Genomic DNA, 16,100 nt, shown 5'->3' on the forward strand with positions numbered 1-16,100 from the left:
TGCGTCAGGACTTGGCGGCGTCCGAGAGGCGGAGGAACCTGTAGCCCTGCTGCAGGAGTTCGGGTATGGCCAGGCGCATCCCGGCGGCAGTGCCGCCGCGCGGGTGGTTCATGTGGCCGATCACGACCGAGCCCGGACGTACGCCCCGCATCGCCTTGCGCACCTGTTCCGGGGTGAAGGTGGCCCCGGCGTCCGCGTTGACGTGGAAGCCCGCGAAGCGTTCGCCGACGTCGGTGACGATGCGCGCCGCGACATCGTCGCAGTAGGCCGTCCCGGAGCGGAAGAACCGCGGTGGCCGGCCCAGCAGTTCGGTGAGCTTGGTCCGGTTGCCGCATATCTCGTCGTAGACCTCGCCCGCGTCCTTGGTGCCGGGAATCCCGTAGGCGGAGCGCCCGGACACCGACAGCGGCAGGTGTCGGGTGCCGTGATTGGCGATCTCGAAGAGTGGATCGGCGGCCAACTGCCGCAGCGTGGAGAGGTTTTCGTCGACCCACCGGGAGTTGACGAACAGGGTCGCCGGTATGGAGCGTTCCCGCAGGAAGTCGATCAGCGCCTTGTCGTACTCGCCGCCGCCCTTGCCGCCGCACGCGTCGAACGTGAGCGCGGCCACCTTCGCCGTGCCCGGCAACCGGGACAACGAACCCGGCACCTCCAGGCCCCAACCGGTGGGCGCCTGCCGGCCGTACCGGGCGACCGTCTCCGCCCGGGTGGGACCGGCGGGCGGCGGGCCGGCGGTGCGGCTCGGGTCCGGATCCGCGGGCACGGGTCGAGCCGCCGCCGGGGCCGGCGGGGCCGTCGTGGTCGGCGACGCGGACTTCCCCGACTCCGAACACCCCACCAACAGCCCGCCCCAGGCAGCCGCCAACACCGCACGTCGGCCCACGTCCATCGTGCCGTCCTCCGCATCCGCACGACGCCGGCCGTCGTATCCGGCACACCCTAGAAGATCACCGACCCGCCCGGACGACCGCGTGGCGTGGCGAAGGTGTCGGCGCGGCGGGCTAGGGTCCGGGCATGGCAGCGCGCATCGATCTGACCCTGGATTGCACGAACGCACCGCTCCTGGCGGACTTCTGGAAGACCGCTCTGGGCTACATCGACGAACCGCCGCCGGCGCCGTTCGAGACCCGCCGGGAGTGGTTCGCGCAGTTCGATCCGCCGGAGGACGAGTCGGTGGACGACGCCGCGTGGTTGTGCGACCCGGACGGTGTGGGGCCGCGGTTGTCGATCCTCAGGGTCCCCGAACCCAAGACCGCGAAGAACCGGCTGCACCTCGACATCCGGGTGCCCGGACACGGTTCCCCGCAGGAGCGTTGGGAACGGATCGGGATCGAGTCCGCACGGTTGGTGGCGGCGGGCGGCAGCGTCCTGTACGAGGACACCGGCCACCACATCGTGATGGCCGACCCCGAGGGCAACGAATTCTGCGTCGCCGCCGGCCCGGCGACAACCTGACCCACACCCCCACCCGGCCCCGGCGCGGCCCCGACCCGACACCGACGCGGCGGTCGGCGCCCGAGGCAACCCGTTCGACCGTCACTACCGGTCAGTGGCCGGTTACCGATGGTTGACGAGGCCGGCGCGGCCGAGGTTTCATGCACCGGTGGGAGAACGTGTGCATGCCGACATATGGGGGCTCGCAGAGGCCATGGAGTTCATCGAACGAGGGCCGGAACTGGGCAGGTTACAGACCGCGTTGAAGGAGTGCGCCGCGGCGCAGGGCGGCATCGTCCTGGTCGAGGGGGCGGTCGGTTGCGGCAAGAGCGAAACGCTCGCCTGGGCCGCCGAACGGGCCGCGAACGCGGGGGCGGTGGTGCTGTCCGCCACCGCGCCGGCCGGCGGCGACGCGCACCCCTTGGCACTCCTCGGCCAGTTCCGGGACGGCCCGGCCCTACCCCCGAACCTCGCCCTCGCCCTGGAGCGGCTGGTCGACGAGGGGGAAACCCCGCGCGCGGCCCGGCGATTGACCACCGCGGTGCACGAGACCGCGCTGCGCCGACCGGTGCTGGTGTGCGTCGACGACATACACCACGCCGATGTCGCCTCCGTGCGGTGCCTGTTGCACCTGGCCCGGCACTCCGGCCGGACACGCGTGCTCGTGCTGCTCGCCCGCTCGCTCGACTTCGCCCTGGCGGACCCGCAATCGGACACCGATTTCCTGCGGTTGCCCGCTCTGGGCCGGATCCGGCTCGGCCCGTTGAGCCCGACCGGCGTGGCCGGCCTGCTGGCCCAGGGGTTCGATCCGCCCGGCCCGCAACGAGCTGCGGAGTTCCACGAACTCACCGGCGGCAACCCCCTGTTGCTCCGCGCGCTGCTTGCCGAGTACCGGTCCTCGGGCGGACCCGGAGCAACTCCCGTCCCGACGCCCGGCGGACCGTACGGCCGAGCCGTGCTGACCTGCCTGCGTCGCGGCGGCACCGGAATGTGGCGGGTGGCCAAGGCTGCGGCCGTGCTGGCCACCGGCGCGTCGGCGGAGGTGCTGGGCCGGCTCGCCGGCACCACCCCGGTGGCCACCGCTCAGGCGCTGGGCGCGCTGGCCGGCGCCGGTCTGCTGACCGAGGACCGCTTGCGCCCCGCGGCCGCGAACGCGCTGTCGAACAGCCTGGACCCGGCCGAACACGGCGCGCTGCACCGCCGCGCGGCGACCGTGCTGCGGCACGAGGGTGCGGCGGCGGCCCGGATCGCGACCCACCTGCTCGCCGCGCGCGACGTGCCCGACGACGACGGGTGGGCGGTGCGGGTGTTGCGCGAGGCCGCCGAGGAGGCGCTGGCCCGGGACCGCGCCCGCCGGGCGGTCGACTGCCTGGAGCTGGCCGCCGAACAGTGCCGCGACCCCGCCCTGCGGGCCGAGACGCACGTGCGGCTCGCCGAGGTCACCTGGCGGCTCAGCCCCGGTGCGGCCGAACAGCGCTGCCTGGGCGAACCGTTGACCGCGCTGGCGGTCGGCGACCTGCCGGTGTCGAGCATGACGCCGCTGGCACACCAGTTGCTCGCGCACGGCCGACTCGACGCGGCCCGACAGGTCCTCGACCGGCTCAAGGAACGCACCGACCCGGGCGCGGAATGGGTCGACCACGTCGATTCCGAGCTGCCGCTGCCATCGGTCTCCCCCGCACGTCCCGCCGCGCCGCCGCACGATCACGCCGACCGGATCGAGGCGGCCGAGCGGCGTTTGCACGTGTCCGGGCTGACCGACGTGACCCTCTCGTCCCTCGTCGCCGCGCTGCGTCTGTTGATCGAACACGACCGCGCGGGCGTCGCGGAGGCCCACGGCCGGTCCCTGTTGACCGAGTCGCAGCGCCGGGAAGCGCCGGGCTGGCAGGCCGTGTTCGGGTCCGTATGCGCGGAGGCGGCGCTGCGTCAGGGCCGGTTGCCGGACGCGGAGACCTACGCCCTCGATGCGATGGAGGCGCTGCCCGAGCGCACCGGAAGCCTGTTCCTCGGCGGCCCGTTGGCGAGCCTGATCTGCGTGTACACCGCGATGGGCGACTACGAGGCCGCCGCGCGCCACGTGAATCGACCGGTCGGCAAAGCCCTGTTCACCGGCCTGCACGGGCTCGCCTACCTGCGCGCCCGGGGCCGCTTCCTGCTGGCCACCGACCGGGTCCGGGCCGCCCTCGCCGACTTCCTCCAGGTGGCGTGGCTGGCCCACGCCTGGGACGTGGACCAACCGTTCCTCGTGCCCTGGCGGACCGACGCCGCCGAGGCCCTGCTGCGGCTCGACGAGACCGACCGTGCCCGGCAGTTGCTGGCGGAGCAGCTGCGCCTGTGCGGTCCCGGTGGCGGCCGGGTGCGCGGCACCACGCTGCGGCTGCGCGCGATGACCGTCGACGTCGCCGAGCGCCCGGCGCTGCTCGCCCAGGCGGTCGAGGCGCTGCGCCGGTCCGAGGACCCGTTGGAGCTGGCCCGCACCCTGGAGGCGCTCGCCGAGTCGTACCGGGCGCGGGCCGAGCCGGCCCGGGCCGCCACGCTCCAGTCCCGGGTCTGGCACCTGACCCGGGAGTGCGGCGCGCGCCCGCGTTCACGCAACATCTCGCACGCCTACGCCGACCTGATCGCCGGCAACGCCGGCGGCGCCGCGGCGGACCTGAGCGAGTCGGAGAAGCGCGTCGCCGCGCTGGCCGCGTCCGGGTACAGCAACCGGGGCATCGCCGAGGAGCTGTTCATCACGGTCAGCACCGTCGAGCAACACCTGACCCGGGTCTATCGCAAACTCGAGATCAAGAACCGCCGGCAACTGCCCGCCCTGCTCCGGTCGAACCCCGATTGGTACCGACCCGCGCCGTGCCCGCACACCACCGCCGCCGGCACAACCGGCTCGGATCTCGCCGGCTCAGACGCGCACCGGTAGCCCCATCGCCCGGGCGAGCAGGCCGCGACGCAGGTCGCCGCTGCCGCCGAGGCTCTCGGTCGGCGCCTCGCGCAGTCCGTGTCCGAACACCCCGTCGGCCGTCGCGCCCGTGCCCAGCGCGGCGGCCGGGCCGAGCAGTTCGAGCACCATCGCGCCGAAGTCCGCCGCCAGTTCACCGCCCAGCGCGCCGGCCGCCAGCGCGTGCAGTCGCGCCGCGCCCTCGTCGGCGCCCGGCGTGCACACCGCCGCCGCCGCCAACAGGCGCACCGCTTGGATCCGCACGGCCAGTTCGGTCACGGCGGCCCGGGCGGCGGAGCCGCGCGCTCCCGCCGCCGAGGCCGCTCCCGGTCCCGCGCGCAACAGCGCGATCAGATCGACCAGCCCGCGATGCAGTGTGGCCGCGACGTCGCCGGCCACGACCGACTCGGCGGCGAAGGTGTCGGTGATCACCGCCCAACCACCGTGTACCGCACCGATCCTGGCAGTGTCCGGGACCCGGACCCGGTCGAGCAGGACATCGCCGCCCGCCTCCCCCGCCGCGGTGCGATGCGGCCGCACCCGCACACCGGGCGCGTCCAGCGGCACCAGGAAGACCGTGACGGTGGCCCGCAGCGCCGCGGCGCCCGGTTGCGTACGCGCCGCCAACCACAGGTACCGGGCCCGCCGCGCGTCGGCGGCCCACAGCCGGTCTCCGGTCAGCGTCCAGTCGCCGGCCTCGTCGCGCACCGCGTCGACCCGCACCGCGGCCGGGTCGAACTCCTCGCGCACGACCCGGTAGGCCGGCGCGATCCGCAGCGCGCCCCGACGGATCGCGGGCAGCAGCCGCTCGCGCTGTTCCGGCGTACCGTGCCGGGCGATCGGCGCACCGAACACGGTCGCGGTGGCCAGCGCGTCGGCGACCGGCAGGCGGTGCCGGCAGACCTCCTGGCGCAGCGCGAACCGCTCGGCGGGAGTGCCGCCGCTGCCGCCGTGCGCGGCGGACCAGCCCAGTGCGAACCAACCGTGTTCGGCCAACTCGGCCACCGCGTCCGGGTCGTCCCCGAGGTCTCCGACCATCGGTGGGCGGGTCTGCCGACCGGCGACCACCTTGCGCAACGCCTTGCGCAGCGCGTCCCCGTCCGGGCCGAGTCGCGGTTCCGGGAGTTCGGCCCCGGTGTGCGGGTCGTCGTCGAGCAGGCGATCGGCTACCTCCCCGCCGGGCGAGCCGAATCCTCCCAGGCAGGCCAGGTCGGCGTGTACCCGCCGGAACAGCCACGGTGCCTCGTGCTCGTCGAAGCAATCGGCCGAGAACGGCGGGTGGTGCACGTCCGCGCGCACGCGCGGGGCGATTCGGCGCACGTGTGCGACTGCCAGTTCGACGGCGAGCACCCAGTCGGTGCCGCCCTCGGCGTACCGGCGCACCGCGTCCGCGATCAGCAGGTCACCCGCGTCGAGTTCGATCCGCCCGTTCACGGCCCGCTCGCGGACCGCGCCGAACGCGCCCACCCGCGCGTCGAATCGGGTGCGCGCACGCGCGTGTGCGAGCGCGGACGCCGCGGCCCGCTCGGCGGCGCCGAACGCGCGTACGGCCAGGCCCAGTCGCAGCAGGGCCACCACCCGGTCGGCCCGGTCCGCCGAGATCGCGCTGTACGCGAGCGCCGGACCGAGCCGGGCCCGGGACCACCTGGGCATCGCCAGTCCCTCCACCGGTTCGGCCGCCATGATCCGATACAGCCCCACCGGGCCGCCGCCGAACGGCAGGCGCATGACGTGGGTCGCCGCGTCGCCGGCCTCGATCAGGCAGTCCACGCCGACCTCGGCCTCGTCCGGGCCGCCGCCCGGCAGCGCGGTCGCCACCCGGATGCCACCATCGCCGATGGCGCCGGCCAGGCCGATGTTGGCGGCGAACAGCCGGGTCGCGACGAACGCGTCGAGTATCGGCAGCGGGCAAGCCGCCCGCCCCAGTTCGCGTGTCACGGCGACGGCGGCGGCGAGCGCGTCGGTGCCGCCGAGATCGAACCAGCCGTGCACGGCGCCCACATCCCACAGCCGGTCCAGGTCGCCGGTGGGCGCGGCGCCGGCCCGACCCCAGTGCCGGGCGATCAGGGTCGCCGCGTTCCCGGCGAACTCCGCGACCTCGTCCCGGTACGACACGTCCATGGCGCGCTCCCTTCGGCGGTGTGTCCCGGGCGCGCGTCCGGGCCCGGATCCGCTCCTGCGGCCCACGCGACGCCCTTGATCCGAACCGGGAATCGCCGCGCCGACGCTGGGCACGTCGACGCGGCGGTCAACCGGTTGGCATGAGCAGCCTATGAACACGCAGCGTGTCGAGGAAACCCCTGACTGTCACCCCTATCGGGCTGGGGTCGACGATCCACACGGCCGAAACCCGCCTGCACCGAAGGGCATTCGCCCCTTTTCGGCGCTTCGCGCGCCCGTGCCCGGCCCGGGTCCGCCGCGATCCGGTCAGATCCCCACCGGGCTCGGGCAGATCCGGTTCTCCAGGCGCCGAACCGTCGTGGTCACCGACACCGGCGTCTCGGTTCCTCCCGGCAGGCCGCGGCTTCCGGCCGCGGCCGCGGTACACACGAGTTGGTCCAGCGCGATGTCGGTGAGCGAATCGGAGCCGGCCAGGTCGATCCGGATCGTGCCGCTCTGGACCGTCACCCGCGCGGGTCCGGCGTTCGCCGGGACGGTGGTGGTCACCCCGTCCCCGACCTCCTGCGCCGTGGGCCCCGCCAGCAGCAGGTCCAGCGCGGCCTGCGGACCGGCACCGGCGAGCGAGGTGCGCAGCGTGGGGCGCAGCCGGTGGTCGGCGACCAGGTAGATGTACACGCTGCCGGGATGCTCCGCGTCGGCGGGCGCGATCATGCCCGTGGCGGGCTCCCCCGCCTCCACCACCCCGGTGGTGGGAATGCCGCAGCCGGCGCCGACCGCGAGGAGCAGCGCCGCGAGCAGTGGCAGCGGGTATCGGGCGGCCATCACGTGTCCTCTTCGGTTCGGGCCCGGGCGTACCGGGGCAGTTCCACGGTGAACAACGCTCCACGGTCGGGTCGGTTCTCCGCCCGGATCCGTCCGTCGTGCAGTCGCACGTTCTCCAGCGTGATCGCCATGCCCAGGCCGCTGCCCGCCGAGCGCGCGCGGGCCGAGTCGGCCTTGAAGAACCGCTCGAAGACCCGGTCCAGGCTGTCGGCGGCGAGTCCGGGGCCGCGGTCGGCGACCCGCAGCACGACCCACGGGCCGTCCGCCCGCCGCTCGCTGCCCAGGCTCACCTCGACCGGCGGCGCGCCGTGCCGCAGCGCGTTGCCCACCAGATTGGCCACCACCACGTCGAACCGCCGGGGATCGACCTCGGCCCGGATCCCGTCCGGCAGGTCGGTGACCACCGCTTCCGACCAGGCCCGCGCGGCCAGGCAGCGGCGTACCGCCTCCGCCACGTCGAGTTCGTCCACGTTCAGCGCGGCGGCGCCGGCGTCGAAGCGGGAGATCTCCATCAGGTCGTCCACGAGCCGGGTGAGCTTGCCGGTCTCGGTAGAGACCAGGCGCAGCGCGGCGGCGGTGTCCGGATCCAGTTTCTCGGCGGCGGCGTCCTCGTCGAGCACGTCGATCACGGCGGCCATCGCGGCCAGCGGGGTGCGCAGTTCGTGCGAGACGTCGGCCGCGAAGCCGCGCGCTCTGGCCTCCATCGTCCGCAGCCGCGCCTCGTGTTCCTCCAGGGCCACCGCAGTGTGGTTGAAGTCGCTTGCCAGTTCGGCGAGTTCGTCGCCGCCCTTGACCTCCAGCCGGGTGTCCAGGCGACCCTGCGCCAGGCGCCGGGTGGCCCGCTGGAGGGCGCGGACCGGCCGCAGTACGCCGCCGGCCACGATCAGGGCCGGGACCAGCGCGAGCAGGACCGCCGGAATCGCGCCGTTGCGCGCCGCCCGGACCAGGGCCGCCTCCTCCTGGACCTGGACGACCATCGAGGTGAGTACGTAGACCTGCACTCCGGAGGCGACCCGGCCGTCGCGGTTGGCGAAGGTGATCGGTACGCCGACGGCGAGCGCGAGCATGCCGTGGTCGTCCACACGCTGGAACGCGGTCGAGACGTGGTCGGTGACGATCCTGCGCAACTCCCGCGGGATCGCGTCGGGAGTCGTCATCGAGTCGCTTGTCGCCCACAAGTCCCCGAAGCTCACCAAGACGGTCCAGTGGTCGGTGTTGCCCCGGGTGTCCACCAGCGCGACGATCCGGTCGAGCGCCGCCTGGTCCGGGGGGAAGGGCACGGACGGTGCGACCGCCTCGACCCGGTCGCGCACCGAGCGCACCACCGAGTCCTGGGTGCGTTGCAACATCGCGGTACGGGCTTCCCGATAGGTCAGCGCGGCCGTCGCGAGCGCGGCGAACGCGGCCACGAGCAGGCAGGCCGCGGCCAGTCGTACTCGTAGACCGCGCAGCCAGGCCAGCGGCCCGGTCACAGCGGCCCGAAGCGATAGCCGAACCCGCGCACGGTCTGGATGTAGCGGGCCGGCCGATCCGGCTCCTCGATCTTGATCCGCAGCCGTTTGACGCACGCGTCGACCAGCCGACTGTCGCCGAGGTAGGGGTGTTCCCACACCGACTCCAGCAACTGCCCGCGGCTGAAGACCTGGCCGGGGGACGCGGACAGGGCGAGCAGCAACCGCAGTTCGGAGGGGGCGAGGGCGACCGGCTGCCCGGCCTTGAGCACGGTCAGGGCGGTGCGATCCAGGATCAGGTCCCCGTAGACCTCGCGCCGCCCGGCCGGGACGACGGATTCGGTGCGGCGCAGGACCGCGCGGATCCGCGCCTCCAGGACCCGGGCCTGGACCGGTTTGACCACGTAGTCGTCGGCGCCGGCCTCCAGGCCGACCACGACGTCCATGTCCTCGTTGCGCGCGGTGAGCATGATCACCGGCAGGGTGCCGGCCCGACGGATCCGGCGGCACACCTCGAAGCCGTCGATGCCGGGCAACATCAGGTCCAGCACCACCAGGTCGGGGGCGAATCCGGCCACTCCCGCGAGGCCGTCCTCGCCGGTGTGCCGCACCTCGGTCGTGTGGCCCTGCCGGCGCAGGCCGATGGCCAGGCCCTCGGCCACGGCGGGGTCGTCTTCGATCAGGAGCACACGAACCATTGGTTCAGTATCGATCAGGCCGACCGTGCGAACAGCCGTCGAGGAAGCGATCGGGCCGGTTGTGACAGAACGGTCTTCTTCTCGGCCGACTCCGGTCATCCCTGCTCGCCATGGTCGGGGCCATGACGAACCGCTCTTCGCTCCCCGTGCGCCGTTCCCGCTCGGCGCGGCCGATCGTGCTCGCCGTCGTCGCCGCGCTGTTGGCCCTCGTCGCGGGGTGTGCCGGCGAGGCCGGCCGGACCGACCCGGCTCCCGTCGCCACCCTCTCGGGCCGGCTCGACCTCCCGTTGCCGATCAGCCCCGCGTGGCCCAGGGACGGCCAGGCGGCCGTGTCGGTCGAGGGCGCCCAGGACCCGATCGTGTCCGGCGCGGCCAAGCCGACGCCGACCGCGAGCCTGGCCAAGGTGATGACCGCGTACGTGTTCCTCAAGGCCAAGCCGCTCGTGCCCGGCGCGGCGGGGCCGACGTTCACCGTCTCGGCGGAGGAGGCCGATCGCTACGCCGAGCGCCTGCGCCGCTTCGAGAGCCTGACCCCGGTGACCCCGGGCGAGGCGTTCACCCAGCGCCGGGCCCTGGAGGCGCTGATGACGATATCGGCGAACAACATCGCGCACGAGATCGCCCGCTGGGTGGACGGGAACGAGGCCGCCTTCGTGGCCCGGATGAACCGCACCGCCCGCGAATTGGGCATGCGCGACACCACCTACACCGATCCCAGCGGCTTCGACCGGGCCACCGTGAGCACCGCCGCCGACCAGGTCCGACTGTTCACGGTGGCGATGCGCGACCCGGCCTTCGCCGCGGTCGCCGGCGCCCCCAGCTACACCGACTCGGCGCGGATCACCAAGCCCAACGGCAACACGCTGCTCGGCCGCGAGGGCGTGCTGGCGGGCAAGACCGGCTTCACCACCCCCGCCGGCGCCAACCTGGTCTTCGCCGCCGAGCGCCACGTCGACGGCAAGCCGCATCGTGTGGTCGGCGCGGTCATGGCCCAGCGCAAGGGCAGCACGGCGGCCGCCGCGATCGACGCGAGCGAGACGCTGATCCGTTCGATCGGGACACCGTGACGGATGCGGGCGGGGCCGACCGGGCGGGCGGGGCGGGCGGCACCGGGCTGCTGCCCGCGCGTCCCGGCGTCCCTCGCGTCCCGGGCTCCCGCGCGTCCGGGCCCGCACCCGGCCCGACCTCCCGCACGTCCCGCCTCCTACTCGCTCCGCCGCGCGATCCCGGGTGGCCGCGGGGGTGGCCGACCGGGTCGCCGGCGGCCGAAATTCGATGGCTCGCCGCGCGGCCCGCTCCTACAGTGACCGGGGATCCGCGCGCGATGCCCGATCGCGGCGGGATCGGACCGGGATCGGGGAGGGGACATGCGTACGCACTATCCCCGCACCCCGCATGTGCCGTGGTCGCCGGGTGCCGGCGCCGACGACGTGCGCGCCGACAACCTGTCGGGGCTGCGCGGCCTGGAGGTCGTGGTCACCGAGAAGCTCGACGGTGAGAACACCACGCTGTACCCGGACGGCCTGCACGCGCGGTCGTTGGACTCCGCGCACCACCCCTCGCGGACCTGGGTCAAGGCGCTCCAGGGCCGGATCGGCGCACGAATCCCGCCCGGATGGCGGATCTGCGGCGAGAACATGTACGCCCGGCACTCGATCGGCTATGACGAGCTGGCGAGTTGGTTCTACGGATTCTCGGTGTGGGCGGGCGATCGTTGCCTGGACTGGGACGAGAGCGCGCGTTTCCTGCGTCGACTGGGTGTGCCGACGCCGCCGGTCTTGTGGCGCGGGGTGTTCGACGAGCGGGCGTTGCGCGCGATCCGGCTCGATCCCGCGCGCCGGGAGGGCTTCGTGGTCCGGTCGGTCGAGGGTTTCGAGCGCGCGGAGTTCGGCCGGCGGGTGGCCAAATGGGTGCGGCGCGGGCACGTGCGGACCGATACGCACTGGATGCACGCCGAGGTGGTGCCGAACGGACTCGGGCCGAACGCGGCGCTGTGGGCGGTACGTTCGGGCGCGAATCCGGACCTGCCGGCTCTGCTCGCGTTGCTGAATCCGTCCGGATCACCGGCTGCCGAGGGCGAGACGGCCGCCCGTGCCGAGGCAGTCGCCGGGGCCGAGACGGTCGCCGGGGCCGAGACGGTCGCCGGGGCCGAGACGGTCGCGGACGCGTGCGCGCGGTTGGACGTGCTGGGGCGCACCGGAGACGCGCGGTTGGCCGGGGTGCTGGCCGCCGCGCTGCACGCCGAACGGCGGGCGACGCTGCTGCCCCGACTCGTCCCGGCTCTCGGGGTGCCCACCGCGCGCCGCGTCGCGGACCTGGTCGGGTTGCAGGCACACCTGCGCCGGCCCTTCCCGGATCACGAACGCCCACATGGCCTGACCCGGTTGGCGGTCGCCGCCGATGTCGGCGTGCTGCACGCGGTGGCCGCGGCGACGCTGACCGGGCGCACCGACGCACAGGCCGACGCGGAACGCGAACAGGTGGAGTGGTCGGCGCTGTTCGCGGCGGACGCGGGCCTGCTCGAGGAGGCGCCGCTCGCGGCGCTGCGCGCCCGGGCCGCGGACGCGTTCGCGGGCCTGGACCCGGAAGTGGCCGACCGCTGCTGGGCGGAGTTGCGCGCGGGCCACGCCAAGGGCTGGTCGATGCCGCCCGAGGCGACCCGCCGGTGGTGGGGCGGCGATTTTCCCCGGTTGATTCAGACCATCGGCCGCTCGGGCAGCGGCAAGAGCACCTTCGCCCGCGAACTCCCGGGCGTGGACACGGTGATCAGCCTGGACGACCTGCGTGCGGCACGCGGCGCCAGGGCCGACCAGAGGGCCAACGGCGAGGTGCTGAGCCGGGCGTTGGACCGGCTCGACGCGGCGCTGGCCGCCGGCGGCACGGTGGTGTGGGACGCCACCTCGCTCACCGGGAGTCAGCGCATGCCGGTACAGGCCCTCGCGCACCGCCGCGACGCGTTGATCACGCACGCCGTACTGCTGGCCGGCGAGGCCGAGTTGGCTCGGCGCAACGCCACCCGCGAACACGCCGTCCCGCCCGCCGTGCTCGCCGCGCAGGCCCGGCGATTCGCGCCGCCGTATCCCGGACAGGCACACCGCACCTGGTACATCGGCGCGGGCGGCGGCCTCGACGACGTCGCCGGCTCACTGGACGCGGAGGACGCGTGATGCGCACGAGCGAGGAGATCTACCACCGAGTGCGCTGGGATCCCCGGTTCGATCCCGCGCGCTTCGTCCTCGAGGTCAGCCGACGCGGCGCGGCCCCCAAGCGCATCCCGTTGCCCGCGTTCGTCCCGGGTGGCGAGATCCCGTGGCATCGGGTGCTGCGGATCGAGGCGGACGGCGAGGTGGTGTGGGACCGGGCCGCGCGCGTGGACCGGATCGAGCACTGCGTCGCCGGGCGGGCCCGGGATCCGCGCCGACTGCGGGCGCCGTTCTTCACCGCGCGCGAACCGCACGCGTTCGACCCGTCGACGGGCCGCTGGCGACCCGCGACCGCGAGCGGCGCGGACCCGGCCGGCCCCCCGGACACCGCGCGGATCCGCGTGCTGACCTGGAACACGCTGTGGGATCGCTACGACGCCGATCGCATCGACACCGCACGCCGGCGGCCGATATTGCTCGCCGCGCTCGCCGCCGCCGACGCCGACGTGATCGCGCTCCAGGAGGTCGAGCCCGAACTGGCCCTGCTGTTGGCGGCCCAACCGTGGGTGCGCGCCGCGTACACGATGGACACCGATCCCGCCGGCCGCGATGTGCCGGACACCGGGCTGTTGTTGCTGAGCCGGCTGCCGGTGCGCGAGGCCGGGCGGCACGCGTTGGGGCCGTACAAGGCGGTGGCCGCGATCACCGTGGCCGGGCCGGGTGAGCCGCTCGTGCTCGCCGTCACGCACCTCACCAGTGACCACACGCCGGACGGCGCGGGGCGCCGCCGGGTCGAACTGGCCGCGCTCGCCGACGGGTTCGCGGGCATCCCGGGCAACCTGGCGGTGGTCGGCGACTTCAACGACGGCACCGCGGGGCCGGCCGCCGCGCTGGGATTGGCGGACGTGTGGACGGACGTGCACGGCGCCGACGACCACACGCCCACCTTCGACCCGGGCGTCAACCCGCTGGCGGCGGTCGGCTCGCTCACCGGCCGCGCCGCCCGGCTGGACCGGATCCTGCTGCGCACCGGCTCCTGGCGGGCTGGGACGGCGATCCTTCGCGGTGACACGCCCGGACCCGACGGCCTGTACGCGTCCGACCACTTCGGGGTGCAGGCGGACCTGCTCCCCGCCGCGGATCCGCCCACCGGCGAGGTGCTGGACGTCGCGCCGACCGCGCGCACCGCGCTGGCCTGGCTGCCGCCGAGGCGCCTGTGGCCCGCGCTGCAACGGGCCCGCCGCGCCCACGATCCCCAGGTGGACCGCTGGCCGCCACACGTCAACGTGCTGTTCGGCTTCGTCCCGGAAGCCGACTTCGACCGGGCTGCGCCACTGCTGGCCGCGGCCGCCGCGCGGGTGACACCGTTCACCGCCGAACTCGACGGCGTACACACCTTCGGCCATCGCGAGGACGCCACCGTCTGGCTCGACCCGGCAGCCGCCGACGAACTCCCCTGGGCCCGGCTGCGGGAGGCCTTCGCGGCCCACTTCCCCCGCTGCCTCGGCCGGACGAGCGGCTACACCCCGCACCTGACCCTGGGCCGCAGCACCGACCCCCAGCGGGTCGCCGCCGCGTGCGCACGCGAACTGGAGCCGATGACGGCGCGTGTCGGGGAACTGGTCCTGCTCTCCCGCCGAGGCGACGAACCGATGCACCCGCGAGCCATCCTGAAGCTGGGCACGGGCGAACTGCGCGACCTGCCCGACCCGGGTCCGGTAGCCGATGCCGACGGGACGGGGAGCGGCGGGAGTTCCGTCGCCGGAAGTCGGGCACGCAAACCCTCGGACCGGGCACGGCTGCCGGTCGGCGCCGAACGGGGAGGAACGGCACGGGCACCCCTCGCCGCCGACCCGGGCGGCGACAACGGGGAGCACCACGTCGCCGGGCCCGAAGGCGATGCCCGAATCCGACCCCGCACCGATGCGCGGGGGAACACTCGGGCGCCCCGCGCCGACGACCTTGACGGTGACGCCCGGACCCGGCGGATCGCCAGGCGCGTTTCCGGGGCGTTGGGCGAGGGCGTCGTGTGGGTGGTCGGCTCGCGGCGGATGGGCTGCGCGTCGCCCGACGCCGACCTCGATCTGGTGGCGGCCCTGCCCGGCACCGCCGATCCCGCCGACGTCGCGGCGCGGATCGCGGCGGCGCTGCCCGAGGCGACCGACATCCGGCAGGTGCTCGGCGCGCGGGTACCGGGACTTCGGCTGCGTGTCGGCGACTCGCCGGTCGATCTGGCCCTGATCGGCACGGGACGGATCGCCCCCGCCGACGCGGTGGCCCGGCGCGCCGAACTGGGCGAGCCGGCCGCGGTCACCCTGAGCGCGGTCACCGACGCGGACGCGATCCGGGGCGCGGTGGGCGCGGACCACGAGCGCTTCGCCGACCTGGCCCGAAGGATCAAGACGTGGGCCCGAGCGCGCGGCCTGGACGCGGCCCCCTTCGGCGGGCTCCCGGGCCTGGCCTGGTCGGTGCTCGCGGCCCGGACCACCCGCGAGGCCGCGCACGTGGCCGACGACGACCTGCCGGCGCACTTCTTCGCCACCTGGGCCGCGTGGGACTGGCGCGTACCGGTCGCCTTGGACGACGACACGGCCCACGCGGGCACGGTCGCCGGCGGGCCGGTGTCGATCCTGACGCCGACCCACCCGGTGCGCTCGTGTACCGAGCAGGTCGGCCCCGGCGGGCACGACCTGCTGGTCGACGAGCTGTACCGCGCATGGGAGTTGCTCACGCCGGACGAGGCCTCCGACCGGCCCGATCGCACCGACCCGTGGGCCGCCCTGATCGAACCGCCGCCCCTGCATCGCCGGCACGCCGCGTGGGCGGTGCTGACCGTACCGCCCTCCTCCGCCGAGGAGTTCGCGGCCACCACCGGCCGGCTGCGCGGTCGCGTCCGCGGCCTGCTCACCGCCTTGCGGGAGGCCGGCGTCCGGGACGCGCACGCGTGGCCCCGCCCGTTCGTGTCCGACTCGCGCACCCGCTACGCGATCGGCCTGGGCGCCGACCCGCCGACCGCCGCCGCCCTCGCCGAACTCACCGAGCGGTGGCGCAAGGGCCTGCCCGGCGTCGAAACGACCTGGGCCGACGGCGGCTCCGTGCCGACTCTGCGCTGATCACCCGACGGCGGCTCCGTACCGACCCCGCCCGATCACCCGACGGCGGCTTGGACCACACCCGGCAAGGCCGCCGATCCCCGACCGTGCTTCGGACCTCCCCGGCCATGCCCCGCCGATCGGCGTACGCTGCCCGGCCGCGCGGCGCGCACGCGCTCCAGGGAATCGGCGCGCCTCGCGCACCGCTCGCACGAGCCCCGCGGGTGAGCGCGCGATCAGGCCGGCCCGGTGCGCCGATCGAGGCAAAGCGCGGATCACCCCGCCGACGGTGTTGTCAGGACGCGGAACCAGGCGTAGAAGAAAGGGACATCCGACCCCGCCGGGGCCGGGTAGGACGCGCGAACACGGCCGCGCCGTGCGCCTCGCAGGCGCGGTGGCCACTC

General features: G+C 74.7%; 10 protein-coding genes. 5 read left to right on the forward strand and 5 right to left on the reverse strand.

Annotated elements, in window-relative coordinates:
* Positions 1–4: 4 nt before the first annotated feature.
* Positions 5–889 (reverse strand): polysaccharide deacetylase family protein, encoded by an 885-nt coding sequence (locus tag ACWCPW_RS28005; protein ID WP_449764369.1) that lies wholly within the window; start codon positions 887–889, stop codon positions 5–7.
* Positions 890–1,014: 125 nt separating this feature from the next.
* On the opposite strand from ACWCPW_RS28005, the gene ACWCPW_RS28010 reads away from it, so the two are divergent.
* Positions 1,015–1,455 carry a VOC family protein gene (locus tag ACWCPW_RS28010; RefSeq protein WP_449764370.1) on the forward strand — a complete coding sequence of 147 codons (441 nt, stop codon included), beginning with the start codon at positions 1,015–1,017 and terminating at the stop codon, positions 1,453–1,455.
* Between the two features lie 160 nt (positions 1,456–1,615).
* A complete protein-coding gene (locus ACWCPW_RS28015; RefSeq protein ID WP_449764371.1) occupies positions 1,616–4,351 on the forward strand; it encodes a LuxR C-terminal-related transcriptional regulator in 2,736 nt (911 codons plus the stop codon).
* Here the strand turns inward: ACWCPW_RS28015 and ACWCPW_RS28020 are convergent.
* From ACWCPW_RS28020 to ACWCPW_RS28035, 4 genes are all read right to left on the reverse strand, one after another.
* Positions 4,334–6,490: an acyl-CoA dehydrogenase family protein gene (locus ACWCPW_RS28020; protein ID WP_449764372.1), complete on the reverse strand. Its 2,157-nt coding sequence runs from the start codon at positions 6,488–6,490 to the stop codon at positions 4,334–4,336. The two genes, ACWCPW_RS28015 and ACWCPW_RS28020, sit on opposite strands and share 18 nt — an antisense overlap.
* A 306-nt stretch (positions 6,491–6,796) precedes the next feature.
* Positions 6,797–7,312 (reverse strand): GerMN domain-containing protein, encoded by a 516-nt coding sequence (locus ACWCPW_RS28025; protein WP_449764373.1) that lies wholly within the window; start codon positions 7,310–7,312, stop codon positions 6,797–6,799.
* Positions 7,312–8,784, reverse strand: coding sequence for an ATP-binding protein (locus ACWCPW_RS28030; RefSeq protein ID WP_449764374.1), 1,473 nt, complete (start codon positions 8,782–8,784; stop codon positions 7,312–7,314). Before ACWCPW_RS28030 ends, ACWCPW_RS28025 begins: the two co-directional genes overlap by 1 nt.
* On the reverse strand, positions 8,781–9,461 hold the full coding sequence (locus ACWCPW_RS28035; RefSeq protein ID WP_449764375.1) for a response regulator: 681 nt from the start codon (positions 9,459–9,461) through the stop codon (positions 8,781–8,783). Before ACWCPW_RS28035 ends, ACWCPW_RS28030 begins: the two co-directional genes overlap by 4 nt.
* Positions 9,462–9,583: 122 nt before the next feature.
* Between ACWCPW_RS28035 and ACWCPW_RS28040 the strand changes: the two genes are divergently transcribed.
* The 3 genes from ACWCPW_RS28040 to ACWCPW_RS28050 all read left to right on the forward strand — a co-directional run bounded on the left by ACWCPW_RS28040 (position 9,584) and on the right by ACWCPW_RS28050 (position 15,717).
* Positions 9,584–10,528, forward strand: a complete 945-nt coding sequence (locus ACWCPW_RS28040; protein ID WP_449764376.1) for a D-alanyl-D-alanine carboxypeptidase family protein — start codon at positions 9,584–9,586, stop codon at positions 10,526–10,528.
* Between the two features lie 300 nt (positions 10,529–10,828).
* Complete coding sequence (locus tag ACWCPW_RS28045) at positions 10,829–12,628, forward strand: RNA ligase family protein (RefSeq protein WP_449764377.1); 1,800 nt, start codon at positions 10,829–10,831, stop codon at positions 12,626–12,628.
* Positions 12,628–15,717, forward strand: coding sequence for a poly(A) polymerase (locus ACWCPW_RS28050; RefSeq protein ID WP_449764378.1), 3,090 nt, complete (start codon positions 12,628–12,630; stop codon positions 15,715–15,717). The genes ACWCPW_RS28045 and ACWCPW_RS28050 overlap by 1 nt, the downstream gene beginning before the upstream one ends.
* The last annotated feature ends 383 nt before the right edge of the window (positions 15,718–16,100 follow it).

It is taken from the genome of Embleya sp. NPDC001921, from assembly GCF_053594475.1.

Bases quoted from the DNA above. Each gene is read 5' to 3' on its own strand.
- ACWCPW_RS28050 (WP_449764378.1), top strand. From the start codon at position 12,628: ATGCGCACGAGCGAGGAGATCTACCACCGAGTGCGCTGGGATCCCCGG.
- ACWCPW_RS28040 (WP_449764376.1), top strand. From the start codon at position 9,584: ATGACGAACCGCTCTTCGCTCCCCGTGCGCCGTTCCCGCTCGGCGCGG.
- ACWCPW_RS28045 (WP_449764377.1), top strand. From the start codon at position 10,829: ATGCGTACGCACTATCCCCGCACCCCGCATGTGCCGTGGTCGCCGGGT.
- ACWCPW_RS28005 (WP_449764369.1), bottom strand. From the start codon at position 889: ATGGACGTGGGCCGACGTGCGGTGTTGGCGGCTGCCTGGGGCGGGCTG.
- ACWCPW_RS28035 (WP_449764375.1), bottom strand. From the start codon at position 9,461: ATGGTTCGTGTGCTCCTGATCGAAGACGACCCCGCCGTGGCCGAGGGC.
- ACWCPW_RS28020 (WP_449764372.1), bottom strand. From the start codon at position 6,490: ATGGACGTGTCGTACCGGGACGAGGTCGCGGAGTTCGCCGGGAACGCG.
- ACWCPW_RS28025 (WP_449764373.1), bottom strand. From the start codon at position 7,312: ATGGCCGCCCGATACCCGCTGCCACTGCTCGCGGCGCTGCTCCTCGCG.
- ACWCPW_RS28010 (WP_449764370.1), top strand. From the start codon at position 1,015: ATGGCAGCGCGCATCGATCTGACCCTGGATTGCACGAACGCACCGCTC.